The sequence below is a fragment of the Pusillimonas noertemannii genome (assembly GCF_003096595.1).
GTDB classification, from domain to species: Bacteria; Pseudomonadota; Gammaproteobacteria; order Burkholderiales; family Burkholderiaceae_B; genus Pusillimonas; species Pusillimonas noertemannii.
In genome coordinates, this window is the sequence record NZ_QEKO01000009.1 from 53,696 (window position 1) to 76,702 (window position 23,007).

At 63.1% G+C, this 23,007-nt stretch carries 21 protein-coding genes and 1 tRNA gene; 12 read left to right on the forward strand and 10 right to left on the reverse strand.

The window, feature by feature from the left end; all coding sequences use genetic code 11:
* The first annotated feature begins 30 nt into the window (after positions 1 to 30).
* From C7440_RS18315 to C7440_RS18355, 9 genes are all read left to right on the forward strand, one after another.
* Complete coding sequence (locus tag C7440_RS18315; RefSeq protein WP_116519499.1) at positions 31 to 1,839, forward strand: ABCB family ABC transporter ATP-binding protein/permease; 1,809 nt, start codon at positions 31 to 33, stop codon at positions 1,837 to 1,839.
* Positions 1,840 to 1,967: 128 nt separating this feature from the next.
* Positions 1,968 to 2,429 carry an SUF system Fe-S cluster assembly regulator gene (locus C7440_RS18320; protein ID WP_116519465.1) on the forward strand — a complete coding sequence of 154 codons (462 nt, stop codon included), beginning with the start codon at positions 1,968 to 1,970 and terminating at the stop codon, positions 2,427 to 2,429.
* A 48-nt stretch (positions 2,430 to 2,477) separates the two neighbouring features.
* Positions 2,478 to 3,926, forward strand: a complete 1,449-nt coding sequence (gene sufB, locus C7440_RS18325; protein ID WP_116519466.1) for a Fe-S cluster assembly protein SufB — start codon at positions 2,478 to 2,480, stop codon at positions 3,924 to 3,926.
* A 12-nt stretch (positions 3,927 to 3,938) separates the two neighbouring features.
* Complete coding sequence (sufC, locus tag C7440_RS18330) at positions 3,939 to 4,709, forward strand: Fe-S cluster assembly ATPase SufC (RefSeq protein WP_116519467.1); 771 nt, start codon at positions 3,939 to 3,941, stop codon at positions 4,707 to 4,709.
* Positions 4,706 to 6,016, forward strand: a complete 1,311-nt coding sequence (gene sufD / locus C7440_RS18335) for a Fe-S cluster assembly protein SufD (protein WP_116519468.1) — start codon at positions 4,706 to 4,708, stop codon at positions 6,014 to 6,016. Before sufC ends, sufD begins: the two co-directional genes overlap by 4 nt.
* Entirely contained in the window at positions 6,013 to 7,272 is a 1,260-nt protein-coding gene (locus C7440_RS18340) for an aminotransferase class V-fold PLP-dependent enzyme (RefSeq protein ID WP_116519469.1), read from the forward strand. Before sufD ends, C7440_RS18340 begins: the two co-directional genes overlap by 4 nt.
* Positions 7,269 to 7,724, forward strand: coding sequence for a Fe-S cluster assembly sulfur transfer protein SufU (gene sufU / locus C7440_RS18345; RefSeq protein ID WP_116519470.1), 456 nt, complete (start codon positions 7,269 to 7,271; stop codon positions 7,722 to 7,724). Before C7440_RS18340 ends, sufU begins: the two co-directional genes overlap by 4 nt.
* A 9-nt stretch (positions 7,725 to 7,733) precedes the next feature.
* Positions 7,734 to 8,300, forward strand: coding sequence for a putative Fe-S cluster assembly protein SufT (gene sufT / locus C7440_RS18350; protein WP_017522543.1), 567 nt, complete (start codon positions 7,734 to 7,736; stop codon positions 8,298 to 8,300).
* A gap of 139 nt (positions 8,301 to 8,439) precedes the next feature.
* Positions 8,440 to 9,390 (forward strand): EAL domain-containing protein, encoded by a 951-nt coding sequence (locus C7440_RS18355; protein WP_116519471.1) that lies wholly within the window; start codon positions 8,440 to 8,442, stop codon positions 9,388 to 9,390.
* Here the strand turns inward: C7440_RS18355 and C7440_RS18360 are convergent.
* The 10 genes from C7440_RS18360 to pgaA form a co-directional block, all read right to left on the reverse strand.
* The gene (locus C7440_RS18360; RefSeq protein ID WP_116519472.1) at positions 9,315 to 10,055 is read right to left on the reverse strand and encodes a response regulator transcription factor; all 741 of its coding nucleotides are present in this window, start codon (positions 10,053 to 10,055) and stop codon (positions 9,315 to 9,317) included. The two genes, C7440_RS18355 and C7440_RS18360, sit on opposite strands and share 76 nt — an antisense overlap.
* A gap of 332 nt (positions 10,056 to 10,387) precedes the next feature.
* Entirely contained in the window at positions 10,388 to 10,714 is a 327-nt protein-coding gene (gene csgH / locus C7440_RS18365) for a curli-like amyloid fiber formation chaperone CsgH (protein ID WP_116519473.1), read from the reverse strand.
* A gap of 123 nt (positions 10,715 to 10,837) precedes the next feature.
* On the reverse strand, positions 10,838 to 11,476 hold the full coding sequence (locus C7440_RS18370) for a hypothetical protein (RefSeq protein WP_017522539.1): 639 nt from the start codon (positions 11,474 to 11,476) through the stop codon (positions 10,838 to 10,840).
* A gap of 93 nt (positions 11,477 to 11,569) precedes the next feature.
* Positions 11,570 to 12,514 carry a CsgG/HfaB family protein gene (locus tag C7440_RS18375; RefSeq protein WP_116519474.1) on the reverse strand — a complete coding sequence of 315 codons (945 nt, stop codon included), beginning with the start codon at positions 12,512 to 12,514 and terminating at the stop codon, positions 11,570 to 11,572.
* Complete coding sequence (locus C7440_RS18380) at positions 12,511 to 12,963, reverse strand: curli assembly protein CsgF (protein ID WP_116519475.1); 453 nt, start codon at positions 12,961 to 12,963, stop codon at positions 12,511 to 12,513. The genes C7440_RS18375 and C7440_RS18380 overlap by 4 nt, the downstream gene beginning before the upstream one ends.
* Positions 12,964 to 13,416: a curli production assembly/transport protein CsgE gene (locus C7440_RS18385; RefSeq protein WP_017522536.1), complete on the reverse strand. Its 453-nt coding sequence runs from the start codon at positions 13,414 to 13,416 to the stop codon at positions 12,964 to 12,966.
* A gap of 162 nt (positions 13,417 to 13,578) precedes the next feature.
* Positions 13,579 to 14,022, reverse strand: a complete 444-nt coding sequence (gene pgaD, locus C7440_RS18390; RefSeq protein WP_017522535.1) for a poly-beta-1,6-N-acetyl-D-glucosamine biosynthesis protein PgaD — start codon at positions 14,020 to 14,022, stop codon at positions 13,579 to 13,581.
* The gene (gene pgaC, locus C7440_RS18395; RefSeq protein ID WP_017522534.1) at positions 14,019 to 15,350 is read right to left on the reverse strand and encodes a poly-beta-1,6-N-acetyl-D-glucosamine synthase; all 1,332 of its coding nucleotides are present in this window, start codon (positions 15,348 to 15,350) and stop codon (positions 14,019 to 14,021) included. The genes pgaD and pgaC overlap by 4 nt, the downstream gene beginning before the upstream one ends.
* Positions 15,347 to 17,371, reverse strand: a complete 2,025-nt coding sequence (gene pgaB / locus C7440_RS18400; protein WP_116519476.1) for a poly-beta-1,6-N-acetyl-D-glucosamine N-deacetylase PgaB — start codon at positions 17,369 to 17,371, stop codon at positions 15,347 to 15,349. The genes pgaC and pgaB overlap by 4 nt, the downstream gene beginning before the upstream one ends.
* A gap of 8 nt (positions 17,372 to 17,379) precedes the next feature.
* Complete coding sequence (gene pgaA, locus C7440_RS18405; protein WP_243410970.1) at positions 17,380 to 19,902, reverse strand: poly-beta-1,6 N-acetyl-D-glucosamine export porin PgaA; 2,523 nt, start codon at positions 19,900 to 19,902, stop codon at positions 17,380 to 17,382.
* A 171-nt stretch (positions 19,903 to 20,073) separates the two neighbouring features.
* On the opposite strand from pgaA, the gene C7440_RS18410 reads away from it, so the two are divergent.
* From C7440_RS18410 to C7440_RS18415, 3 genes are all read left to right on the forward strand, one after another.
* Positions 20,074 to 20,150 (forward strand) — tRNA-Pro (locus C7440_RS18410).
* A complete protein-coding gene (locus tag C7440_RS19760) occupies positions 20,125 to 20,382 on the forward strand; it encodes a hypothetical protein (RefSeq protein ID WP_133244306.1) in 258 nt (85 codons plus the stop codon). The genes C7440_RS18410 and C7440_RS19760 overlap by 26 nt, the downstream gene beginning before the upstream one ends.
* 83 nt (positions 20,383 to 20,465) lie before the next feature.
* The gene (locus tag C7440_RS18415; protein WP_017522530.1) at positions 20,466 to 23,003 is read left to right on the forward strand and encodes a mechanosensitive ion channel domain-containing protein; all 2,538 of its coding nucleotides are present in this window, start codon (positions 20,466 to 20,468) and stop codon (positions 23,001 to 23,003) included.
* The last annotated feature ends 4 nt before the right edge of the window (positions 23,004 to 23,007 follow it).

The following is a 23,007-nucleotide window of genomic DNA, read 5'->3' on the forward strand; positions in this document are numbered from 1 at the left end:
TTCGCGGTCCTTCACTTTTCATCTTCGTTCATGAGCAGAATCCACTACCGGGGCCCGGCCCCAGCCAATCGCGACGACATCAAGACGATACGTTCGCTACTTCCCTTTGTATGGCAGTTCAAATGGCGCGTCATCTTTGCGCTCTCCTGTCTGATCGCGGCCAAGATCGCCAGCGTGGTCACCCCGCTGTTCCTGAAGGATCTGGTCGATGGCCTGAGCCTGCCGCAGACCCTGATGGTGCAGCCGGTGGCGGCCTTGCTGGGCTATGGCTTCGCCAGGCTGGCCTCCAGCGTGTTCGGCGAGTTGCGCGACGCGCTCTTTGCGCGCGTCACGCAAGGTTCGATCCGCCGTATCGCTGTGCGCCTGTTCGAGCACCTGTTCGCCCTGTCGATGCGTTTCCATCTGCAGCGCCAGACCGGCGGGCTTAGCCGGGACATCGAGCGCGGCACCAAGGGCATCGGCTTCCTGCTGAACTTCATGGTGTTCAACGTGCTGCCGACCTTGCTCGAGATAGGGATGGTGGCGGCCATACTGCTGTGGCGCTACGACTTCCTGTTTGCCGTGGTCACGCTGGGCACCATTGCCTCGTACATCGTCTTTACGCTGCTGGTTACCGAGAAGCGCATGGTGTACCGGCGCAGCATGAACGACCTGGACAGCCAGGCCAACAGCAAGGCGATCGATGCGATTCTCAATTACGAGACGGTCAAGTATTTTGGCAACGAAAGTTATGAGCTGAACCGCTACGACCGCAACCTGGGCAACTGGGTGGAATCGGCGGTGAAGAACCAGGTGTCGCTCAATCTGCTGAACATGGGGCAGGGCGTCATCATTACCGTGGGCGTCACGGCCCTGCTGTGGTTGTCTGCCAGCGGCGTGGTAAAGCAGACTATGACCGTGGGCGACGTGGTTCTGGTGTCGGCGTATCTTACGCAGTTGTATGCGCCGCTTAATTTCCTGGGTTTCGTGTATCGAGAGATCAAGCACGCCCTGGCGGACATGGAGCGCATGTTCGGCCTGCTCGAGCAGAATCTCGAGGTGGCCGACAAGCCTTCGGCGCGTGTCCTGGACACGCGCAGCGCCTCGGTGCAATTCGAGCATGTGGACTTCGGCTATGAGCTGAACCGGCAGATACTGTTCGATGTGAGCTTCGAGATTCCCGCCGGCCGCACGCTTGCCGTGGTGGGCGCCTCGGGTGCCGGCAAGTCGACCCTCTCGCGCCTGCTGTTCCGCTTCTACGATGTAAGCGAGGGCGCGGTCAAGGTCGACGGCATGGATGTGCGCGACCTCGAGCAGGCCAGCCTCAGGCGCCACATCGGCATCGTGCCCCAGGACACGGTGCTGTTCAACGACACCATTCTGTACAACATTGCCTATGGCAGCCCTGGCGCCAGCCGGGAGGACATCGTGGAGGCGGCCCGGGCATCGCGCATCCACGATTTCGTTATGAGCCTGCCGGAAGGATATGAAACCCAGGTGGGCGAAAGGGGCCTGAAGCTGTCGGGCGGCGAAAAGCAGCGGGTGGCGATTGCGCGGACCCTGCTGAAGAACCCGCCGATACTGGTCCTGGACGAGGCCACCAGCGCGCTGGACACGCGCACCGAGCGGGCGATCCAGGACGAACTGCGTCAGATTGCCCGCAACCGCACGACGCTGATCATTGCCCACAGGCTGTCGACGGTGGTGGATGCGGACGAGATCCTGGTGCTGGACCACGGCCGGGTGATCGAACAGGGCTCGCATCGAGAGCTGCTGCTGCAGGGAGGCCGCTATGCGCAGATGTGGATGCTGCAGCAGGCGGGGCAGGAGGATGGCGAAGAAGAGCTCACCTCCTCCTGACCCTGCCAAGGGTAGGGGCATGCTTGACTCATATAGGACCAGCAGAGTACTGTATAGATAAGCAGGCAGCGGGGCGGCCAAGCCGGTATTTGCCGCCAACTGCCAAGACATTCACTGGAGCCCGCATCATGTTGCGCATCAGCAAGATCATGGATTACGGCACCCTGGTGCTTACCTATATGGCCGGCTGTCCCGAGCGCCTGTGCAGTGCTTCCGAGCTGGCCAGGGCGCTGGGCCTGAACCCTCCTACTGTCAGTAAGGTGCTCAAGCTGCTGGGCCGGCACGGGCTGGTGCGCAGCGTGCGCGGCGTGCAGGGCGGCTATGCCCTGGGGCGTCCGGCTGCGCAGATCTCCATCGCCCAGGTCATCGACGCGCTCGAAGACCAGCCTTTCGGGCTGACTGAATGCACCGCTGTGCCGGGCAGCTGTGATTTTGAAACCGGCTGCACATTGCGCGAAAACTGGCAGCGCATCAATGCGATCGTGCGGCGCACGCTCGAAGACGTGTCAGTGGCCGACATGGCCCAGCCGCCTCCGCTTTCGCGCCCCCCCGGGACTCGGGCCGTGGTGCGCAGGCAGCAACTAGTCTGAATTGAATCGGCGACGCGCGCTTCGGCGCGCCTTCAAGAGGAATATCAAATGGAAAGTGTTTCCCCCAACATCGGATCGTTTCTGGACCGCGAGTACGAGGCCGGCTTCGTGACCGAAGTCGAGTCGGTCTCTTTGCCCAAGGGCTTGTCCGAAGATACGATCAGGCAGCTGTCGGCCCGCAAGCGCGAACCCGAGTTCATGCTGGAATGGCGGCTGCAGGCATATCGGCGCTGGCTCGAGATGGAAACACCCGAATGGGCCATGGTCGACTTTCCGCCCATCGATTTCCAGGACATCGTCTATTATTCAGCGCCCAAGAGCAAGGCCGACGGGCCCAAAAGCCTCGATGAGGTCGACCCCGAGCTCTTGCGCACCTACGAAAAACTGGGCGTGCCGCTGCACGAACGGGCCCGCCTGGCGGGCGTTGCCGTAGATGCGGTGTTCGACTCGGTGTCGGTGGCCACCACCTTCCGCAAGCAGCTGGCCGAGGTCGGGGTCATCTTCTGCTCGTTCTCCGAGGCGGTGCAAGAGCACCCGGAACTGGTGCGCAAATACCTGGGCACGGTGGTGCCGCCGGGCGACAACTTTTATGCGGCGCTCAATTCGGCCGTGTTTTCCGACGGCTCCTTCGTGTTCATACCCAAGGGCGTGCGATGTCCGATGGAACTGTCCACGTATTTCCGCATCAATGCGCGCGATACCGGACAGTTCGAGCGCACGCTCATCATTGCCGAGGAAGGCGCCAGCGTCAGCTACCTCGAAGGCTGTACGGCGCCCATGCGCGACGAGAACCAGCTGCATGCGGCCGTGGTCGAGCTGGTTGCGCTCGACGACGCCAGGATCAAGTACTCGACAGTGCAAAACTGGTACCCGGGCGACAAGGACGGCAAGGGCGGCATCTATAACTTCGTCACCAAGCGCGGCGACTGCCGCGGCGCGCGTTCGCGCATTTCCTGGACCCAGGTCGAGACCGGTTCGGCGATTACCTGGAAATACCCCAGCGTGGTGCTGCGCGGCGACGATTCGGTGGGCGAGTTCTACTCCGTGGCGCTGAGCAATCACCGCCAGCAGGCCGACACGGGCACCAAGATGATCCACATGGGCCGCAACACGTCCAGCACCATCATCTCCAAGGGCATATCGGCCGGCCACGGCAGCAACACCTATCGCGGGCTGGTACGCGTTACGCCCAAGGCCGAGAACGCGCGCAACTACACGCAGTGCGATTCTCTGCTGATAGGCAAGGAATGCGCGGCGCACACTTTCCCGACCATCGAGGCGCAGAATCCCAGCGCCCACGTCGAGCACGAGGCGACCACCTCTCGGGTCAGCGAAGACCAGCTGTTCTATGCGATGCAGCGCGGCCTGTCGGCCGAAGACGCGGTCTCGATGATCGTGAACGGCTTCTGCAAAGAGGTCTTCAAGGAACTGCCCATGGAATTCGCCGTGGAAGCACAGAAACTATTGGGCGTCAGCCTTGAAGGCAGCGTCGGCTAAGGAGAACGGAACATGTTGGAAATCAAGGATCTTCACGTCAAGATCGGCCAAAAAGAGATACTGCGCGGGCTGGACCTGGCGGTCGGGGCGGGCGAAGTGCATGCCATCATGGGGCCCAACGGCTCCGGAAAAAGCACGCTGGCCCAGGTGCTTGCAGGCCGCGAAAACTTTCACATCGAAAGCGGCTCGATCACCTGGAACGGACGCGACCTGTGCTCCATGCCCATCGAAGAGCGGGCACGAGAAGGGCTGTTCATGGCCTTCCAGTACCCCATCGAAATACCGGGTGTCTCCAACGCCTATTTCCTGCGGGCCGCGGTCAACGCCGTACGGCGTCATCGCGGCGAGCCCGAGCTAGACGCCATGGATTTCCTGACCCTGGTCAAGGCCGAAATGAAGACCGTGGGCATGAAAGAAGAATTTCTTTATCGTTCGGTCAACGAGGGCTTCTCGGGCGGCGAGAAAAAACGCAACGAGGTGCTGCAGATGTCGTTGCTGCAACCCAGTCTGGCAGTACTGGACGAAACCGATTCAGGCCTGGACATCGATGCCTTGCGCGTGGTGGCCGAAGGCGTGAACCGCCTGCGTTCGCCCGATCGCGCGCTGATCGTCATCACTCACTACCAGCGCCTGCTCGAGTACATCGTGCCCGATCATGTCCACGTACTGTCGGCGGGGCGCATTGCCCACTCCGGCGGGCGCGAGCTGGCGCTCGAACTCGAAGAGCGCGGCTATGGCTGGATCAAGAAAGAAGCCGTCCAGGGCAAGGAGGCCAGCGCATGAGCGAAGTGCTTCAAACGTGGTTCGACCGGGCGCAGGCCCAGGGGCCGAGTCTGCCAGGGGCTCGTGCACCCTGGCTGGCCAACGCGCGCCAAAGGTCGCTCGACCGCTTCATGGCCGAAGGCTGGCCCACCACCCGCCACAAAGATTGGCGCCATACCTCGCTGGCCTTCCTGCAGCAGCAGAAGTTCGACGGATCGCGCGGGACCCCGTCGGGGTTCGATCTGGAGGCATTGCGCCAGGGGCAGAACGGCCATTGGATGGTGTTCGTGGACGGGCGGTTCGAGGCCGGCCTGTCTCGTATCGGCAGCCTGCCCGAGGGCGTGCGCATTGCACCGCTGGCGCAGGTATTGGCCGGTGATGCCGGGCAGCTCGAGGCCAGCCTGGGCCAGGCCGAAGAAGGCGGCAGCCCCGCCGCCCTGAATCTGGCCCTGGCGGCGGACGGCGCCTATGTCGAACTGGCGGCGCGCACCTCGCTCGACGAACCGCTGCACCTGGTGCACATTGCCGCCGGCGCGGGCGCGGCCAGCTTCCCGCGCAGCGTGGTGCTGCTGGGTCAGGGCGCCAGCGCCACGCTGGTCGAGCATTACCTGGGCAGCGCCGGGTCGTTCACGCTGACCAACACCGTGCTGCGCGGCAGGCTCGAGCGGGATGCGCGGCTGACCCACCTGAAAGTGCAGCAAGAGCACGTAGAGGCCTTCCACCTGGCGTCGGTCGACATCCAGCAGGACGAAGGCTCGACCTATGAATCGCACTCCATTTCGTTCGGCGCCAGGCTGGCGCGCAACGATATCGCAACGCGTTTCAACGGGCGGCATTGCCATGCGCTGCTAAATGGCCTTTTCTATGCCGACGGGCGGCGCCACGTCGATCACCATACCTGCATCGATCACGCCCGGCCCGACAGTACAAGCCACGAGTATTACAGGGGCATCTTGTCCGATTCGGCGCAGGGAGTGTTTACCGGACGCATCCAGGTCAGGCAGGGCGCCGATGGCACCGATGCCATCCAGCGTTCCGACAACCTGCTTCTGTCGCGCACGGCTCGGGTCACATCGCAGCCCGAGCTCGAAATCTATGCCGATGACGTCAAGTGCGCGCATGGGGCGACGGTGGGCCAGATAGACGAAGAAAGCCTGTTCTACCTGCGTTCCCGCGGCCTGTCCGAGGCGCATGCGCATGGCGTCATGACTTACGCTTTCGCGGCCCAGGCGCTTCAGCGCATTGCGCTGGAGCCCATGCGCCGCCGCGTGGCCGCCACGGTTCGGGCATTGCTGCCGGGCGGCAGCCTTCTTGGAGACATTGCATGAGCGCCAATGCATCCAGCGCTATTTCGCAACCCATTCTGGATCTCGCGCACGATTTCCCCATACTCGCGCGGCCGGTCCGGGGCAAGCGCCTTTGCTATCTCGACAACGGGGCCACTACTCAAAAGCCCTTGTCGGTCATCCGGGCCGAATCGGATTTCTACGAGCAATCCAACGCCAACATCCACCGCGGTGTGCATTGGCTGTCGCAGCATGCCACCGACCTGTACGAAGCGGGCCGCGCCACCGTGCGCGCGTTTCTCAACGCAAGCCATGACGACGAAATCGTCTTCACGCGCGGCACCACTGAATCCATCAATCTGGTCGCCCAGAGCTGGGGCCGGGCCAACCTGAAGGCGGGCGACGAAATCCTGCTCACGGGCATGGAGCATCATTCCAACATTGTCCCCTGGCAGCTGCTTTGCCACCAGACCGGAGCGCAGATCAAGGTCGCGCCCATCGATGACCGCGGCGAACTCCTGATGGACCAGTACGAAGCAATGTTGAGTCCGCGCACGCGGCTGGTCTGTGTGGCCCATGTGTCCAACGCTCTTGGAACGGTCAATCCCGTCGACGAGATCGTGCGCCTGGCTCATGGAGCGGGCGCACGGGTGCTGGTCGACGGCGCACAGGCCGTGGCCCACCAGTCCGTCGACCTGCAGGCCATGGACTGCGATTTCTATGCCTTCTCGGCCCACAAGCTTTATGGGCCTACCGGCATCGGCGTGCTGTACGGCAAGCGCGAACTGCTGCAGGCCATGCCGCCCTGGCAGGGCGGCGGCGACATGATTCTTACCGTCAGCTTCGAGAATTCTACCTATGCCGACGCGCCGCAGCGGTTCGAGGCGGGCACGCCCAACATCGCGGGCGTCATAGGCATGGCGGCGGGCATCGACTACGTGCTGTCGGTCGGACTCGATCGCATCGCCGCGCACGAGCAGCATCTGCTCGACCTGGCAACGCAAGAGATATCGGCCTTGCCCGGCGTAAGGCTGATCGGCGCGGCGCGCAAGAAGGCGGGCATTCTTTCTTTTGTCATAGACGGCATCCATCCGCACGATCTGGGCACCATACTGGATTCCGAGGGCGTGGCCATACGGGCCGGCCATCATTGCGCCATGCCCATCATGACTCGCTACGGCATACCGGGCACGGCCAGGGCCTCCTTCGCCCTGTACAACAGCGTCGATGACGTCACGGCCCTGGTGGCCGCCGTGCGCAAGGCCCAGGCATTGTTCGGCATACAGGAGGCCTCATGAGCGACATGCAGCCCGATCTGCGCGAGCTTTACCAGGAAGTCATCTTCGACCACAACCGAAGCCCGCGAAATTATCATGGCATGGAGCGGCCCAGCCACGTTGCACGCGGCCACAACCCCCTTTGCGGCGACGAGCTCACCGTCTACGTGCGGGTCGAAAACGGCGTCGTGGCCGAAGCCAGTTTCGTGGGTCAGGGCTGCGCGATCTCTACCGCGTCGGCCTCGCTCATGACCGAAGCGGTGCGCGGCAAGCCGCTCGACGAAGTCGAGGCCCTGTTTCGCGATTTCCACGCCATGCTTACCGAGTCCCAGCCCGAAGGGCGCGACTTCGGCAAGCTGCAGGTGCTGGCCGGCGTCAAAGAGTTTCCCGTGCGGGTCAAGTGCGCGACTCTGGCCTGGCACACCTTGCATAACGCCCTGGCCGGCGTGGCGGACACCGCCAAAACCGAATGAGGCTGTTCCATGTATCACAATAGAAGACCCAATGAAGTTGTCGTCAGCCGGGACTGCCCGGCCGTGTCGGTGCCTTTTGGCGAGGCCGTCACCATCCAGGAAGGTTGCGTGGCACAAATCACCCAGCGCTTGGGCGGCAGCTACACCGTCTACGTAGAAGGCAATCTTTACCGCATCGAGGGCCGTGATGCAGACGCCCTGGGCCTGGAGCCGGTCGAGGCGCCGGCGGTCCAGCCCGCCTCCGGACCTGTCACGGCCGAGTCGGTCGAGGCCTCGGCATTAGAACTGCTGGCCACTTGCTACGATCCTGAAATTCCCGTGGACATCGTCAACCTGGGGCTGGTGTATCGCTGCGAGGTGCTGCCGGGCCAGGAAGAGGGCACGTTCCGCATCGAAGTGGACATGACACTGACTGCGCCAGGTTGCGGCATGGGCACCTTCATCGCCGATGAAGCGCGCACCAAGCTGATGTCGATTCCCGGCGTAGAAAACGTCAGCGTCGACCTGGTGTGGGATCCGCCATGGGGCCGTGAGATGATCAGCGAGCATGGCAAACTGGAACTAGGCCTGATGTAGGATGCCAGCAAGCGCAACACCGTTGTAAGATAGCATCGACGCGGTGGCGCTAAATTTTTCTTCGCGTCGTCCGTTATACCCTTGCGAACCCTATGGCTGCGCGCTGTAGTGTTGGTGTGAAAGTCGGGAGGCGTTGAATATGTCGTTGCACGAGGTTGCTGGAAGCCCGCCCGGATTTCAGGGGGAACCTATTCAAGCGACTCTGCTCGACTGCCTGAGCGACATCCTGAGGCATGACCGGCTCGTGCCGGTGTTCCAGCCCATTGTCGACTTGCAGCGGGGGACCCTCGTAGGCTACGAGGGACTCATTCGCGGCCCCTCCGGAAGCCCGCTGCGTTCGCCGCTGGACCTATTCCGGGTGGCGGGCGAGAACGGCCTGACCATCGAGCTCGAGCTGCGTTGCTGCCAGACCTTGCTGCGCCGCTTTGCCGGCCTTGGCCTGCCCGGCCAGTTGTTTCTCAACATCGGTGCGCCCGCATTGCCGCGGCTTGCCCGCGACGGCAAGGCCATGGCCCTGAACCTCGAGAGCCTGGGCCTGGCGCCGGCCCGGATCGTCCTCGAACTGACAGAGCACTCCGTCCATGATCGCGAGCATTTCCCCGGTCTGCTCGCGTCGTATCGAGGCGCGGGCTTCCAGTTGGCCATCGATGACCTGGGTGAGGGCTATTCCAGCCTGCGCCGCTGGTCGGAGTTCAAGCCCGAATACGTCAAGGTCGACATGTATTTTGTGCGCGACGTCCATCTTGACTCCCTCAAGCAGCAGTTCCTGCGCTCGATTCGCGACATTGCGCTCGAGTCGGGGGCGGTAGTGGTCGCCGAGGGCATTGAACAAGTGGAAGAGCTGCAGTTTCTGCGCGGCATCGGCATACCGGGTGGCCAGGGTTTCTACATTGGCATGCCCGAATCACGGCCTTTTGCCAGCGTGCCCGGCCCGCTGCTTTGCGAACTGTCCCGGCATATGGACGAGCACAAGCCCACCCCGGCGTCCGCGGCGGGAAAAGCCCGGGCCGGCGGCTACCGGCCCGAGGTCTCGGACTGCCCGCCGATGCAGGTCCAGCCCAGCTTGGCGCCGCGCGACACGGCGGCATAGACCGCCGCATTGCGGTTGTGCACGTCAAGGCGCTGGTACAGGGTTTCCGTATGCGCCTTGGCCGTGGCCACCGAGATATTCAGATAGCGGCCTACCGTCTTCATCGGATAGCCCCTGGCCAGCAGCACCAGCACTTCGTACTGTCGAGGCGTCAGGCCCAGCATCTCCGACTCGGCATGCGCCTGCAGCGAAAGCTTGCCCTGGCACGGTTCCTGGGCCTTGCTGTCGGGACCTGGCGTGTCGGGCCGCTTGGACGGGCGCACCCTTTGCTCCGGCGTGATCTGCTTGCGCAAGGGGAAGCAAGTGCCGCCGGCAAGGACCAGGCGGATGGCCGCTTGCAGCACCTCGGGGTCGGCATTTTTGGGCACATACCCGCATACGGCGGCGGGCAGGGCGATAGAGCCCGGCAACTGATGATGGTCCGACAGAAGCATGATGGAGCGGGGCGCGTAGGCGTGCAGCGCCGCGTCTATCAGGTGGTTGGTGTCTTCTGCGGGTGAGATCGACAGTAGCACGAGGTCGATGTCGCGCGGGTCGCGGCTGGCTCCGGTCATGGCGGCGTAGTCTGCGCCTTCGATCTTGACGTCGGGGACGACGTTGGCGATGAGTTGCAGGAGTCCCAACCGGAGTATTGCATGTGGTTCCACTACTTTGATAATGGTCATGCTTATCTTCCTACGTGCGACGTTGCATGTTAGAGGGTTGGGATTCGCGTCTGACTGGTGTGGCGCACAAAGTATCCCCTTGCCGATCGCAACAAACGGTTGTTGCACGTAGGATGATTCTGCACTGGGCCTGCCCAGCAGGCGGCTCCCCTCTATGTGGCGTATTTTCGCCCTTTTCGCGACGTCAATAATTTAAATGAAATAATATGTACAAGTAAATGATTTCATTGGAAATTAACTGCAACATTGTAATTCAATGTATGAGTAAATAAATAAATATAAAATATGGGGATAAATACTAAGTATATGAGTGAATAAACTGCGGTTATATGTCAGTAGCCCGCTGCGGGGCGCGCAGAAGCGCAGTCAAATTCATAGTGTCTTTCCGAACCCTTTTTCTCAGCCAGTACCAGTTCGATACGGCATTGTCCATCTGGCTGGCTGACGGCCAAGCGGGGCAAGGGTACGGCGGTACCGGCAGGTACTTCCAGCATGCCGCCCTGGCTTACCCGGCTGCTGCTTCCGCCTCGGGTTACCGTGGTGCGAAGCAGATAGCGCAAATGGGTGGAGTGACTGCTTTGCACGTAGGGCACGATTATCCCGGGCCGTGTCTGGGCTTGTGTTTCCAGCCATACCTGCAGGTCGGTGTCGGCATTCATGGTTCATGCTCCTGTTGATTTCGACGTGTCGGTGTTGATTCGGCCTGCAGCCGTTCGCTCGGGGCGCGATGCACAACCCGTGCCAGGGGCCGGCATCGCGCTGATCAGCGACTGGCGCGGCTCTTAGCGCTGCTTGATGTAGCCGACGTTGTGGGCGCCCACTTGGGTCATGGTCGCAACATGGCCCGAACCGGTTTGCAGAATCACTCCTTCGTTCTTGTAGCCGGTCTGGTTGATGCTGGCGTTCAGGTTGGAACCCCTTTGCTCGACGTAGCCGTCATTGAGCGTGCCGCTTTGGGTGATGCTTGCCGCCACCAGGGTGTTGCCGGTGCCCCGCTGCTCGATGCCAGCCAGGTTGCCGAATCCGCCTTGGGTGATCATGGCGTCGGTGTTGTCGCCGCGCTGCGTGACCCACGCGGTGTTGCCCCAACCCCATGTCTGATTGATATTGGCGGTCTGGTTGTTGCCCGCTACGGTGTGGTGCCAGTATTCGGACCCGCTCTGATCGATCGTGGCATCGCCCCGGTTTGCGGTCTGGGTGATGTGGGCCGATGCAGAGTTCACGTCCTGCTGGACGACCACGGCATCGTTGCCGTAGCCGTCTACCGTGATGGTCGAGACAGCGTTGTTGTTGTCGTACTGCTCGATCGACGAATCGTTCCACGAGCCTGTTTGCGAGATAGTGGCGGTGTCGGCCAGGGCGGAACCCGCGCCGAACATGATGCCGACGCCCAATGCGATGGCGGATAGTTTGAAAGTCATAGTGTTTCTCCTCGTTATGAAGACCGGGGATGCTTCACGGGTACCCGGCGGTCTTCAGAACCGGGCCCGATCACAACTCGATTGGGTGCCTGGTCATTCGGACTGGGCAGCCGTCGATGCGGCCGCGACAGTGGACGCCTGCGCTTCATCCAGAGGCTGTGCGTAGCCGGCCTCGGCACGCAGATAGTCCTGGATGATCGAAGAGTTCCAGTCGTCGGGATTCTTCAAGGCCCAGTTGCTGTCTTTCAGGCCCTGGACCGTCAGATGCACCACGGCCGCCTCGATGGCTTCCTTCACGCACAGCTGTGCGGGCTCGTTCTGGGTGATGCCGCCCTCTATTTCCAGCAGGTCCTTGAAGTTCACGAACTTGAAGACGCTGGGCCGGACCTCGTAGGAAAAAATCGTCTTGGTCGTCGAGACGGTCTGCAGCACGCGGCCGCTGCGGATGTCGACGCTGCGCAGGCCCACGGTCACCTGGTCCATGCGATATTGCGTCGACAGGCCTATGCCCAGGAAGCGCGCGCCCAGGCCGCCCGTCCGGACGTTGCTTTCGTACGAGATGATTCCGCCGTCTATCAGTATCGAGGCGGGCAGCAGCGCGGGTATGCTGATCTGCGGCGCGTTCTTGTCCTGCGATCCGTCCAGCGCGCGCACGATGCGGCGCTCGGTCAGGAGCTCCTGCAGGCTTTCGCGCTCGACCGGGGTGAACCAGCCTGAATCCTTCAGCGCCTTGACCAGCATCGAGGCGGCGCCCTGTGTGACCGAGGTCGAGAACGAGCTGTCCGGCGAAGGCTTGTACTGGCCCGTCTGGTCGCGGAAGCCATACACGGCTACCACGATCTTGCCTTTGGGCTCGGGCAGCTTGAGCAGGTCGTGGGTAGAGGGGGTGGCCGGCGTCAGCTGGGCGGCCGTGCCCACTTCCACGGGTTCCCGGTAAGAGGCGCAGGCGGTGAGCACGCCGCAGGCAACGACCAGGGCGGCGGCCTTCAGGCCGCGTGCCGGGCGTAGGGCGGCCGGGTGGCGGGCGCGCGTCTTCATTGTCCCACCTGGAAGGTCGTTGATCCGCCGGTCACCTTGTCCACGGTCGTGATCGAGAGCAGTCCGCCGCCCACGTCGACGATGTTGATGGTGAAGTTCTCGGTTTCGAGATTGCCCGGGATCAGCTTGCCGTCCTCGCCCACGATGCGCGAAGTGGCCGATGCTGCAAGTCGGCCCAGAATGGCGCGCTCGAGCGTGTCCTGGAATATTTCCAGCGGCGACTGCTGGTTGCTGCCGTACAAATCCTGATCGGCCGCCGGATCCGTATGTTTGTTGGTGGCCAGTGCGGAATTCAGCAGCACCGGTCCATTCAGCGGGCTTCCTCCAAAGGAGGGGTTGAGCGGGTAGTACACCATTTCGGTGGCCGTGGCGGGCGAGCTTGCCAGCAGGGCCGCCAAGGCCGCTGATGCGCAGTATGCCGCGCCATGGAGTCTGTGTTTGGTCTTCATTTAGAGCTCCTCTTCTCCCAAGTCCTGGCTTTGAACCAGCATCCGCTGGATCTCGCTATTGACGACGTTCTCGTAAACGAGCTGGGCCGCCTGCTCGCTGATTTCCTTGGCTGCCTGGCGGGCCGGCGACAGAAACATGTGAAACACCCGTTGCTGGCGATACTGGACCCAGATCTCGCTGCCCCAGCGCGCGGAAGGCCGTTCGTGCACGGAGATCGAGTAGCGGTGATCGCCGTCCTTCTCACGCCATGCACGTGCGAAGTATTGATAGAAATCGTTGCCCAGCACGGTGACGGTACGGTTGACCACGATGCCGCTCAGAGGATCGTCGAGTACGCTTCTTTCAGGCCTTTTCTGTAACAGGTCACTGTCCAGTTGTGCCGTCGCCGCGTAGGCGGCCACCCAACCCAAAGTGAACAGCGCTGCCTGGCCATGCTTGATCCAGCGTCTCATTTGCCTGCCCCCTCTCGCGCTTACAAAAGAAAGGTGTTATTACTTGTGGAAACCGTATGTTCATAATAAAGAGCCATCCGCAGCACAACATGAGGCGTATGCCCTAAAGTGGCGACCGCCATACGGCGTAAGTCTTTTCGCCTGTTTTGCGTCGCTCGCGATCTAGGCCGTAAGGCGTATATTCGAGGCGTCATAGCCTTCCCAGCGGCTGATTTCGCCGTTGTCGGCATGGTGGATGACCAGCAGCCGGCTCAGCCTTATGTCTTGCAGCTGGGCGCCTGAAAGCGCAAACCGTTCGGCCAGCGAGGCATCATCCGAAGCGGCGTTGCTCTGCGGCGCGGTCCGGGTCGAGCGCCTGCGATAGGTGCCCCACAGAATCAGGATCAAGGCATTCAGGGCAGCGATGGTCACATACAGCAGCAAGGCATGGGTCACGGGTACTTCGCTGCCCATCAAGGAAAACTCGAAGCTGTGGTCCAGGCCCGTCATGACGGCGATGATGCCCGCCGTGGCCAGATAGCTGAAAGCCAGCCAGCCCAGGGCGGTTATCAGGGCGTCGATGATGACAAGGGCGCGTGAGCGATGGGTGCGGATGATGGGGGTCATGACAACTCCTTGATGCCGCGGTCCGGACTGGTCCACCGGGCGCGCCGGCGGCGGATGCGCAGCATGACTTTGGGGAAACTGACGAGAGTGGTGCACAGGTTGATGAGCCAGTACACGAATGGATACCAGACGATCCAATACAGGGCGCGCGAGATGTCGCGTTCGTAGCGTCGTTCGATGAAAACGCTGATCGCGAATTGCAGCAGGCAGGTCGCGGCCAACACCATGCCGGTGAACGACGGAGGCCAGACCCGCGACACTCGAAGCGCGGGTTCGACGTCGAACAGCAATCCGGTCAGCCACAGCAATACGGTCAGGGCCATGGCAAAGGCCCAGATGGTCGACAGCATGAACTCGAGCATCAGGGGCCACATGCGGCGGTGTTCCCAACTGCCGAACAGCCCGATGTTCTTCAGGAATACCTCGGCGCCGCCCTGGGCCCAGCGCAGGCGTTGCTTCCACAGGCCGCGCAGGGTTTCTGGCATCAATATCCAGCACAGCGCGCGCGGCTCGAAGAACACCTGCCAATGGTTGCGTTGCAGCTTCCAGGTGATGTCGATGTCCTCGGTGATCATGTCCAGGCTCCAGTAGCCCACGTCCTCCAGGGCCCGGCCACGAAACGCCGTGACCACGCCCGACACGCTGAAGAGCTGGCCATAGACGCGCTGTGTGCGCTTGATGAGCCCGATGATCGACGAGAATTCACCCACTTGTATGCGGCCCACCAGGGTGGAGCGCGTCCGGATGCGCGGGTTGCCCGTGACTGCGCCCACCCGCGGCCGCCCCAGCATGGGCGCTACCAGGTAGGCCACCGCATCGGGCTCGAGCATGGCGTCGCCGTCGATGCAGACGATGTACTGGCCGCGCGCCGCCATGGCGCCCATGCGCAGCGCCATGGCCTTGCCCTGGTTGCGGGCCAGGTGGATGATGCGCAGGGCCGGATGCTGGGCGGCGAGTTCGTCGAACATCGAGGCCGTGTCGTCCGTCGAACCGTCATTGACTGCAATCACTTCAATGTGGGTGTATCGCTGGGCCAGCGCCGCGAGTATGGCTTCCGCCCCGTTTTCGGCCTCGTTGTAGCAGGGTATGACGATGCTGATGAGAGGGTTGCCGGGCAGGACGGGTGTGATCTTGCCCGGGGCCCAGGGCCAGCGTCTTTCCCAGACCAGCCAGAAGTAAAGGCCGCCCGCCATCCAGATGCCCGACATGAACAAGGGGTAGAAGAACACGAAGCTCAGCAGCAGGCTGCTCGTGGTCAGAATGGTCAGGCCGATCGGGATGCCGAGGACGATGCACAGGATCAGCAGGGCAGTCAGGCGCGCAGTCATTGGAAGGGATACCAATTGTTGGACAGAAAGGGACGGACGGTTTCCAGATGGGGCTCGTCCTGCACGAAGTCATCGGGGTAGTAGCCGAGATTCCGGGCCCCGCTTATCTGCAGCCATCGCATCCAGTCGGCCAGCAGGACCGAATCCACGTGGCCCGCTTCCGATCCGTCGGGGCCGCGGCGCCAGTCGCGTGCCTGCAGCTCGAAGACGGTGCGGTCGAGCGCGCCCGGACGTTCGGCCACAGTGTCGACCATGCGACGCAGCCAGGCCTTGCTTTCCGCCTCTGATATGCCCTCCATCCAGGGCATGGCCATCGGCGCGGTCCAGTCGTAGGCGGCCAGGAAGTCGTCCAGGTTCTGGGCGAACCAGGCCTCGCTTTCCGGCTCGACGATGGGCGAGGCGAACATATTGCGAGCCGTCATCAGCTGTGGTCCGCGTATGGTGCGCACGTGCTGCGCCAGCTCTTTGGTGAAGTCGACCAGATACAGGCTCTTGAAACGTGTCCAGCGTTGCTGGGTGTCGGGGTCCGAGCGCAGCTGCTCGATCGAGTCGCCCAGCCCAGCAGCGCGATAGGCGGCCAGCGCAGAAGGGCTGGCATCTTCGAAGTCGGACAGCAGCGCATCGTCGTGGAACAGGATTCCGCCAAAGAGCGCGCTGCGCGCAAGGTCCTCGTAGATGTCGATGATCTGCTGCCGCGCACGCGGGTCGAAGGGCGACAGCCGCTGGTACTGCCCGGGATCGACGCGCGGTCCCTCCGGGTACCAGTGGGTGACCCGCTGCAGCGAAGGGTCCAGCTGAAAGCTCAACACCGGCATCCAGGCGTAGACCTTGACGAACGCACGGCTGCGCAGTTGCCATGAGGCGCGGTTGAACAGATCGGCACGCATGGGCAGATGGCGATTGGGAAAGTAGAGTTCGCGCGCCAGGCCGTCGCCGTTGGGGTCGGCGAAGGCTTGCAGGAACACCGTGTTGACGCCCAGGTTGGCGACGCGCTGGACAAGCTTGTCCAGGTTGCGCTCCATCTGCTCGGGATCGCTGTCGTAGACATAATCCAGGTCGACATGGGCCACCCGCATTTCCACGGTGTTTTCCATGTTCACGACCGCCTGGGAAAATCTTTGCAGGGTAGGGTCGTTGGCCACCAGAAGCCGGGGCACGCTGAACGGCTTGTCGACCGAGGCGAGGCTGTTGTCCAGGTTCAGGGCGAGCTCGTAGCCGTTCTCCTGAACGATCCGGAGCGCCTGGCCGCTTGCCTCGCCATAGGGCCATACCCACACCCTGGGGGTCTTGCCGGTTACGCGCCGGATCTTCTCGCTGATGCTCCTGACGTCCCGGCGTACGCGCTGTTCATAGGCCGCATCTGTTTCATAGGAGCGGTTTTGCGGGTCATAGATGCGCGCGGCGGCCGCGGGCTGCTCGTTGCCCTGGGGGTTGGCCACCACGCCGTAATGCAGCGCATCGGTATGGGCCCCGATTTCCACCAGGCCCGAGCGCGAGATCTCGGCGATCTGGCTCCAGGTAAGGAAGCGGCTTCTTTCGACCTTCTTGCCGCCGAAATCGACGCTGGATCCGGTCGGTGTGTCGACCCAGACGCCTACCGGCGCCAGCACGGCCGGCCATTTGAAGGCCTTCAGTATTGGCAGCACACGGGTGTAGAAGCTTCGGTAGCCGTCGTCGAAGGTAAGCAGCACCGCCTGGTCGGGCAGGGCCGGACCGCCCCGTTGGGCGGCCAGAATCTGGTCCACCGTGACGGGCCGGTAGCCATTGTCGCGCAGCCACGAGAACTGCTCGATCAAGTGATTGGTGCGCACGGACACGAAGGATTGGTCCGGATCCTCGTCTTCCACGTCATGGTAGGCCAGCACCAGGTAATGATTGAGCGGCCAGGGTTGCTCCGATTTGTCCAGGGGACGCTGGTCGGGCGGTACGAACGTCGTCCGCTGGCCCGCGCAGCCCGCCATCGCGAGCAGGGCGCAGAACAGGAGTGCGAGGCAGGACAGGCGGGTCGGATAGGCAGCCATCTCGTGTCTCAGAATCGGAGTTGAAGGTCGAACATGACGCGGGCTTCGCGCTCGCGCACGCCATCGTAGGGGCGGCTGACGCCTGTGATGCTTACTCCGGCGTCCAGCATTTCGTTGAAGCGGTAGCGAAGGCCGTATCCGATCGCCGCTATGGCGCCCGACCCATAGCCGCGTTGCGCATAGATGCCCGCGCCCAGCATGAAGCGCTGTTCCAGTACCGTGTCGTAGCGGCGGTACAAGGTGTGCGTCAGGGACAAGGAGGGCAGCACCGACAAGTCGGCCCGAGGGTTGAAATAGGGGGCGTCCTGCAGTGTGTTGTGCGAAGCCGAGATATCGAGATGGCCGTCCAGCTTGACGTGCGGCGCCGTGTACAGGCGTTCGCGGCCGGATATGGCGGCCTCCGTCCGGCGATTGCCATCGCTGAAGCGCGAGGGCGAAAGCGTCAGGCTCCACTCCCGCCGTTCGCTTGCCCGCCAGCGGACATAAGCGTCCAGGCGGTTGGCGGTGATGTCGTTGGCCAGCGCCTTCAGGGGGGTCTCGCGCGAGCGGAACGCGTACTGCCCGCCTATTTGCCATTGGTCATCCAGGTCGTGGGCAAGCTGCACGCGGGCGCCGACCTTGGCGCCGCGGCCATAATGGTTGGAAGAGACTTCGGCTTCCGCAGTCAGGCCCCGGCTGCGCCATTCGGCGCCGGCGCGGAACCAATGGTAGTCGGCATCGTATTCATCGAAGTCGGCCTTCGCCAGACCGCCGCCCGCAAAGCCCCGCCAGTTGTAGTCGATGGGGGGCGTGTAGACCACCGCATCCGTGACCAGGTCGCCATTGCCCGCGACCGGGCTGTCCGATGCCAGCCCGCGCGTGGCCGAAATGCGCAGTTCGGCGCGGTTATGGCGTTCCCAGTCTTGCACCAGCTGCCTGGAATAAGAGTTTTCCGGGTAGCGCGCCGCCACGTCGGAAATCAGCAGGTCGGCCTGCCTCCATTCCTGCAGGGCCATGGCCGTCTTGCCCTGTTCCGCGACCACGGCCGGCGAGCGTGGCGTCTGGGTCTCGGCGATCTTCAGTTCCTCTTCGGCGCGCCGGGGCCATCCGCGGGCCAGGTAGACCTGGGCCAGGGCGCTGCGCAGGCCCGAATGCCCGGGGGCACGGGCCACCAGGTGTTCCAGGCCTTCCTGTGCCTGAACGGTATCGTCGGCATAGTGATGCCCCATGGCGGCATACTGGCTTGCTTCCAGGTTCAGGTCGTTGGGCTGGGGCACCGGCGTGCCTTTCAGATGGCGCCAGGCGGGCTGTTCCTCCAGGGCGCCCGACACGACCTCTTGTGCGTCATCAAAGCGTTCGGATTCCACCAGGGAATAGAACAGGCCGGATTGATGGCTCAGGCGCACCGACGGGTCGACCTGGCGCGAGTGCTCGGCATTGAGGATCTGCAGATAGAGTTCGGCCGCTTTTTCCGGCTGGCGCTGGTCGAGGTAGGCATCCGCGACATGGCCCAGAGCATAGTGGGGTACCTCTACGCCTTCGGCGCGCAGTTTCTCATATTCGCTTACCACTTCGCCCATTCGGGCGCGCGAATGCAATGCGATGAGCCGATCGATGCGCTCACGCTGCGCCAGGGCCGCGTAGCCCTCCGGTTTTGCTTCGCCATCGGGCGGCAGTTGGGCGTAGGCCTGCAGGGCCCGGTCGGCCACGGCATAGCGCTCGGTCTCCTGGCGGGACGGCCTGGAGGCCAGCCGGGTCAACTCGGCCGCACGATCGCCTTCCAGGTCGAGCATGTGGCGGGCAGGGACCATGTCGGAATGGTCGCGCGCCACGCGCAGCGCCGAGTCGGCGAGCCCCGCGGCCGCCAGCGCGCTGATGTATTCCTCTACGACGTTCCGGTTTGCGGGTGCAAGCGAATAGGCTTTGGAGGCCGCCTCCAGGGCGGCATAGGGCTGCTGATTCAGCCTGTACGCATAGCTCAGGACGAGATGGCTGGACGGATTGTTCGGAGACCGTTCCACCAGGCCATGGGCCATGTCGAGCGCGGCCTCCGCTTCCCCTGAGTCGGCCAGCACCAGCGCCTCGCCCAGGCGAAAGTCGGCGTCTCCAGGAAAGCGGCGTATTCCTTCGTGATACAAGGACAAGGCTGCGGGCCACTGGCGTTCGTCCCGGTATGCCCGGGCCACCGCGGCCAGGGCGGCGCGGGGCAAGGGCAGGGCTTTCGGGGGCAATGCCTGGTATAGGCGAAGCACTTCGTCATGGCGGCCCGCCCAGCCGGCCACGATCAACTGGTCCTGCCTGATGCGCGGGTCTTGCGGATGCAGCCGGGCCTGTTCGGCCAGGCGTTCCAGCGCCCAATCATGGCGACCGGCACGCGCCTGTTCGATCAACTGCCGATACTCCTCGCCTCCCGCTCTAGCGGTGACCGCCTGCGCCGGAGCCGCGGCGGCCAGCGCCAGTACAACGCAGGCGCAGTCCAGAATCCGGGCGCGATGCGCCGCCGGCCGTGCCGCCCATGGCAGATTTGTGTGATCGCATACGGCACGGCGCATTTTTCCGTTCTCCCCAGTTCTCGGCCCTTGGCAAAAATATTAGACAAAGTGCAACAAACGGACATGCGGCGTATGGCGTACCAGATACGAGCCGGAAAACCTAAGCCGTATGAAGGGGGACGAAGGGCGCTTACACGCCAAAAAAATCTATGCTAGAATCTTGTTCTTTCTCGGGGCGTAGCGCAGCCTGGTAGCGCACTTGCATGGGGTGCAAGGGGTCGAGTGTTCGAATCACTCCGTCCCGACCAAAATTCTCCAAACCAAATGGGCTTACAGAGTCAATCTGTAAGCCCATTTGGTTTTTGTGGTTCTGTTGATGTTGATGCGGCCTTGCCCAGGCACACAATCTTGGTGCAAAAGGCGGCCGCTCAGCGTAGCGCCAATCCTGCATTTTCCGGCGTTCTTACGGCTGATCAGATACTCGGCGGTGCCGGCGAACCCATCGTCGACGTGACCACGGCGGCCCGCGGTTTTACCTGAAGCCTTGCGATGTTACCCTTTAAGGGCAACTGCGATGGCGCGGCCGTTGCAGCCGTCTGGTCAGAAAAACAAGGAGATGGGTATTGATTTGTCGCAACGGTGAGGGCGCTTTTGCCGTCCGGGTGCAGACTCTGCTGCTTTATATATTGCTTCTTTGTTTCTTTGCGGTGGTGCCGATTGCCTCGGCGCAGCCGGCGGACTCTCCGCCTGCATCGTCCGCACAGGCCGGTTCCGGAAATTCTCCGGCGCCGCGTGCCGCGCCGGCCGGCACGCCTTCATACGCTGCGCTGGCAAACCTGCTTGAAGACGAACGATCCCGCCAGGTCCTGATCGAACAGCTGCGTGAACTGGCCGGTGAAACGCCCGCTACGTCTTCCGCCGCCGAAGAGGGCGCTGAACGCGCCGCGGCCCCTGAACCCCGGGGCGGAACGAGCGCCGCCGGCGCCGCGGGCTCTGCAACGACAGGGCAAGGCGAGGCATCGGGCTCCGGCGAAGACGATCCCCTGGGCGGGGTAGCCGGTGCACTGCAGGCTTTCGCCGCCGGAATGGCCCATGACTTTTCCCAGACGGCCGGCATGTTGCGCGGGCTTTTCGCGGGCGAAGGCATACATGGCATGACAGCCGAACAGTGGCGTTCACGCCTGCTGAACCTGGTGCTGGTCATCGTCGCGACCTTGCTTGCCTTTGCGGTCTTCCGTCTTGTGGCGCTGTGGTTTTTTCGGCGCCTGGACGCATGGGTCCGGTCCAGCCAGACGGAACACGTGCCTGGCTCGGCCCGTGTGCGCCGGCGCCCGATGCATCTGACCCCGCGCGTGGGAGCCATCGTCGGCGCGCTGGCCATCGATGCGGGGGCCATCCTGCTGGCCGCCCTGGCCGGCTATGCACTCGCCCTGTTCATACAAGAGCAGTGGCGCACCTCCATCCTGCTGGCCCTGATCTTCGTCAGCGCCTTCGTGGCCATTGAGTTCGCGCGCTCGCTGTGTCGGGCCGTGTTCTCGGAGCGGCATCCCAATTTGCGCCTGTGGCGCATGGAGGACGACCGGGCCAGATACTGGAGCAATTGGCTGCAGCGCATCATCAGCATTACGGGCTACGGCATGCTGGTGGCGGTGCCCGTAGTGCAACAGATGCTGACGCCCTCCATCGGGCAGCTTGCGGGGCTGTTCATCATGCTGGGCGTATATGTATACGCCGTAAGGGTGATCTGGACCAACCGGCACGATGTTCGCGGGCGTCTCGAGCAGCGCGCCGAGGCGGCTTCCAACGCCTTCTTCTCCACCCTGTACCGCGTCGCGGGCAGGCTGTGGCATTGGGTCGGCCTGGCCTATTTCACCGCCTTGCTCATCGCCACCCAGGTGGACCAGCAAGACGCGCTGCCCTTCATGGCGCAGGCGACGCTGCGCACATTGATCATCGTGGGCGTGGCCACGGTATTGGCCGCAGCGCTTTCCTCCCTGCTGACGCGGCGCATCACGCTTTCTTCCGACCTGCGCCGGCGGCTTCCGCTGCTCGAGCATCGCCTGAACTCCTACGTGCCGGGCGCCATACGCCTGCTGAGGGGCGTCATTCTCGTGGTCGCCCTGTTGCTGGTGCTGGATGCCTGGCGGGCCTTCAACCTGAGCGCATGGCTTTACTCGCCGGAAGGGCGCGAAGCGATCGCCACCCTGGTGCACGTGGCGGTGATACTGCTGTTTGCCATGGGCATATGGACGGTGGTGGCCAGCATTATTGAAAGCCGTCTGAACGACGACTCGTCGGGGCGCACCACCGAAAGGCAGAAGACGCTGTTGTCGCTGTTTCGCAGCGCCGCCCTGGCGGTCATCGTGACCATGACGGTGCTGGTCGTGCTGTCGCAGATAGGCGTGGACATCGGCCCGCTCATCGCCGGCGCGGGGGTGGTAGGCCTGGCCATAGGCTTCGGCGCCCAGAAGCTGGTGCAGGACGTCATCACTGGGGTGTTCATCCAGCTCGAAAACGGCATGAATCACAATGACGTGGTCGAGGTAGCGGGCATTTTCGGCACGGTCGAGAAAATCACCATCCGCTCGGTCGGCATACGCACTTTGGACGGCGGCTATCACCTGATCCCGTTCTCGGCCATCGATAAGGTGTCCAACCACATGCGCGACTTCGGCTATCACTACGGTGAATATGCGATTGCCTATGGGGCCGACGTGGACGAAGCCGTCCGCCACCTGCACGCAGCGTTCGACGAGTTCATGCAGGATCCGGACCTGGCCGGCATGGTGCTGGACAATATCGAGATCCCTGGCGTTACATCGCTGCATGAGCGCGGCTACAACATCCGCGTGCTGATCAAGACGGTGCCCGGCATGCAATGGGCCGTACAGCGCGGATTCAACCGCCTGGTGCGCAAGCGCTTTGCCGAGGCGGGCATCGACCTGCCGTATCCCCAGACCGTGCTGCATTTTGCCAAGCCCCAGCCGGGCGACGCCGAGGGGCTGGCTTTGCAGCAGGCCCCCGCAGCGGGACACGACCTGTCGGAGCCGAATGGCGAGGATGAAGGGGCCGCCAGACCGTCCTCGGGCGGCAAGCCCGAAACCCAGGGGCCGGGGCCTTCGGGGCCGGACGTGGGCGGCGGCCCGGATTCGGGCCGTTAGCCGC

Excerpts from the sequence above, each read along its gene's own strand:
- pgaC (WP_017522534.1), bottom strand. The coding sequence starts at position 15,350 with ATGACTGCGCGCCTGACTGCCCTGCTGATCCTGTGCATCGTCCTCGGC.
- C7440_RS18315 (WP_116519499.1), top strand. The coding sequence starts at position 31 with ATGAGCAGAATCCACTACCGGGGCCCGGCCCCAGCCAATCGCGACGAC.
- sufU (WP_116519470.1), top strand. The coding sequence starts at position 7,269 with ATGAGCGACATGCAGCCCGATCTGCGCGAGCTTTACCAGGAAGTCATC.
- C7440_RS18360 (WP_116519472.1), bottom strand. The coding sequence starts at position 10,055 with ATGACCATTATCAAAGTAGTGGAACCACATGCAATACTCCGGTTGGGA.
- C7440_RS18375 (WP_116519474.1), bottom strand. The coding sequence starts at position 12,514 with ATGAAGACGCGCGCCCGCCACCCGGCCGCCCTACGCCCGGCACGCGGC.
- C7440_RS18355 (WP_116519471.1), top strand. The coding sequence starts at position 8,440 with ATGTCGTTGCACGAGGTTGCTGGAAGCCCGCCCGGATTTCAGGGGGAA.
- csgH (WP_116519473.1), bottom strand. The coding sequence starts at position 10,714 with ATGAATGCCGACACCGACCTGCAGGTATGGCTGGAAACACAAGCCCAG.
- C7440_RS18380 (WP_116519475.1), bottom strand. The coding sequence starts at position 12,963 with ATGAAGACCAAACACAGACTCCATGGCGCGGCATACTGCGCATCAGCG.
- C7440_RS18370 (WP_017522539.1), bottom strand. The coding sequence starts at position 11,476 with ATGACTTTCAAACTATCCGCCATCGCATTGGGCGTCGGCATCATGTTC.
- sufB (WP_116519466.1), top strand. The coding sequence starts at position 2,478 with ATGGAAAGTGTTTCCCCCAACATCGGATCGTTTCTGGACCGCGAGTAC.
- pgaB (WP_116519476.1), bottom strand. The coding sequence starts at position 17,371 with ATGGCTGCCTATCCGACCCGCCTGTCCTGCCTCGCACTCCTGTTCTGC.
- sufT (WP_017522543.1), top strand. The coding sequence starts at position 7,734 with ATGTATCACAATAGAAGACCCAATGAAGTTGTCGTCAGCCGGGACTGC.
- pgaD (WP_017522535.1), bottom strand. The coding sequence starts at position 14,022 with ATGACCCCCATCATCCGCACCCATCGCTCACGCGCCCTTGTCATCATC.
- pgaA (WP_243410970.1), bottom strand. The coding sequence starts at position 19,902 with ATGCGCCGTGCCGTATGCGATCACACAAATCTGCCATGGGCGGCACGG.
- sufC (WP_116519467.1), top strand. The coding sequence starts at position 3,939 with ATGTTGGAAATCAAGGATCTTCACGTCAAGATCGGCCAAAAAGAGATA.
- C7440_RS18340 (WP_116519469.1), top strand. The coding sequence starts at position 6,013 with ATGAGCGCCAATGCATCCAGCGCTATTTCGCAACCCATTCTGGATCTC.
- C7440_RS18320 (WP_116519465.1), top strand. The coding sequence starts at position 1,968 with ATGTTGCGCATCAGCAAGATCATGGATTACGGCACCCTGGTGCTTACC.
- C7440_RS18385 (WP_017522536.1), bottom strand. The coding sequence starts at position 13,416 with ATGAGACGCTGGATCAAGCATGGCCAGGCAGCGCTGTTCACTTTGGGT.
- sufD (WP_116519468.1), top strand. The coding sequence starts at position 4,706 with ATGAGCGAAGTGCTTCAAACGTGGTTCGACCGGGCGCAGGCCCAGGGG.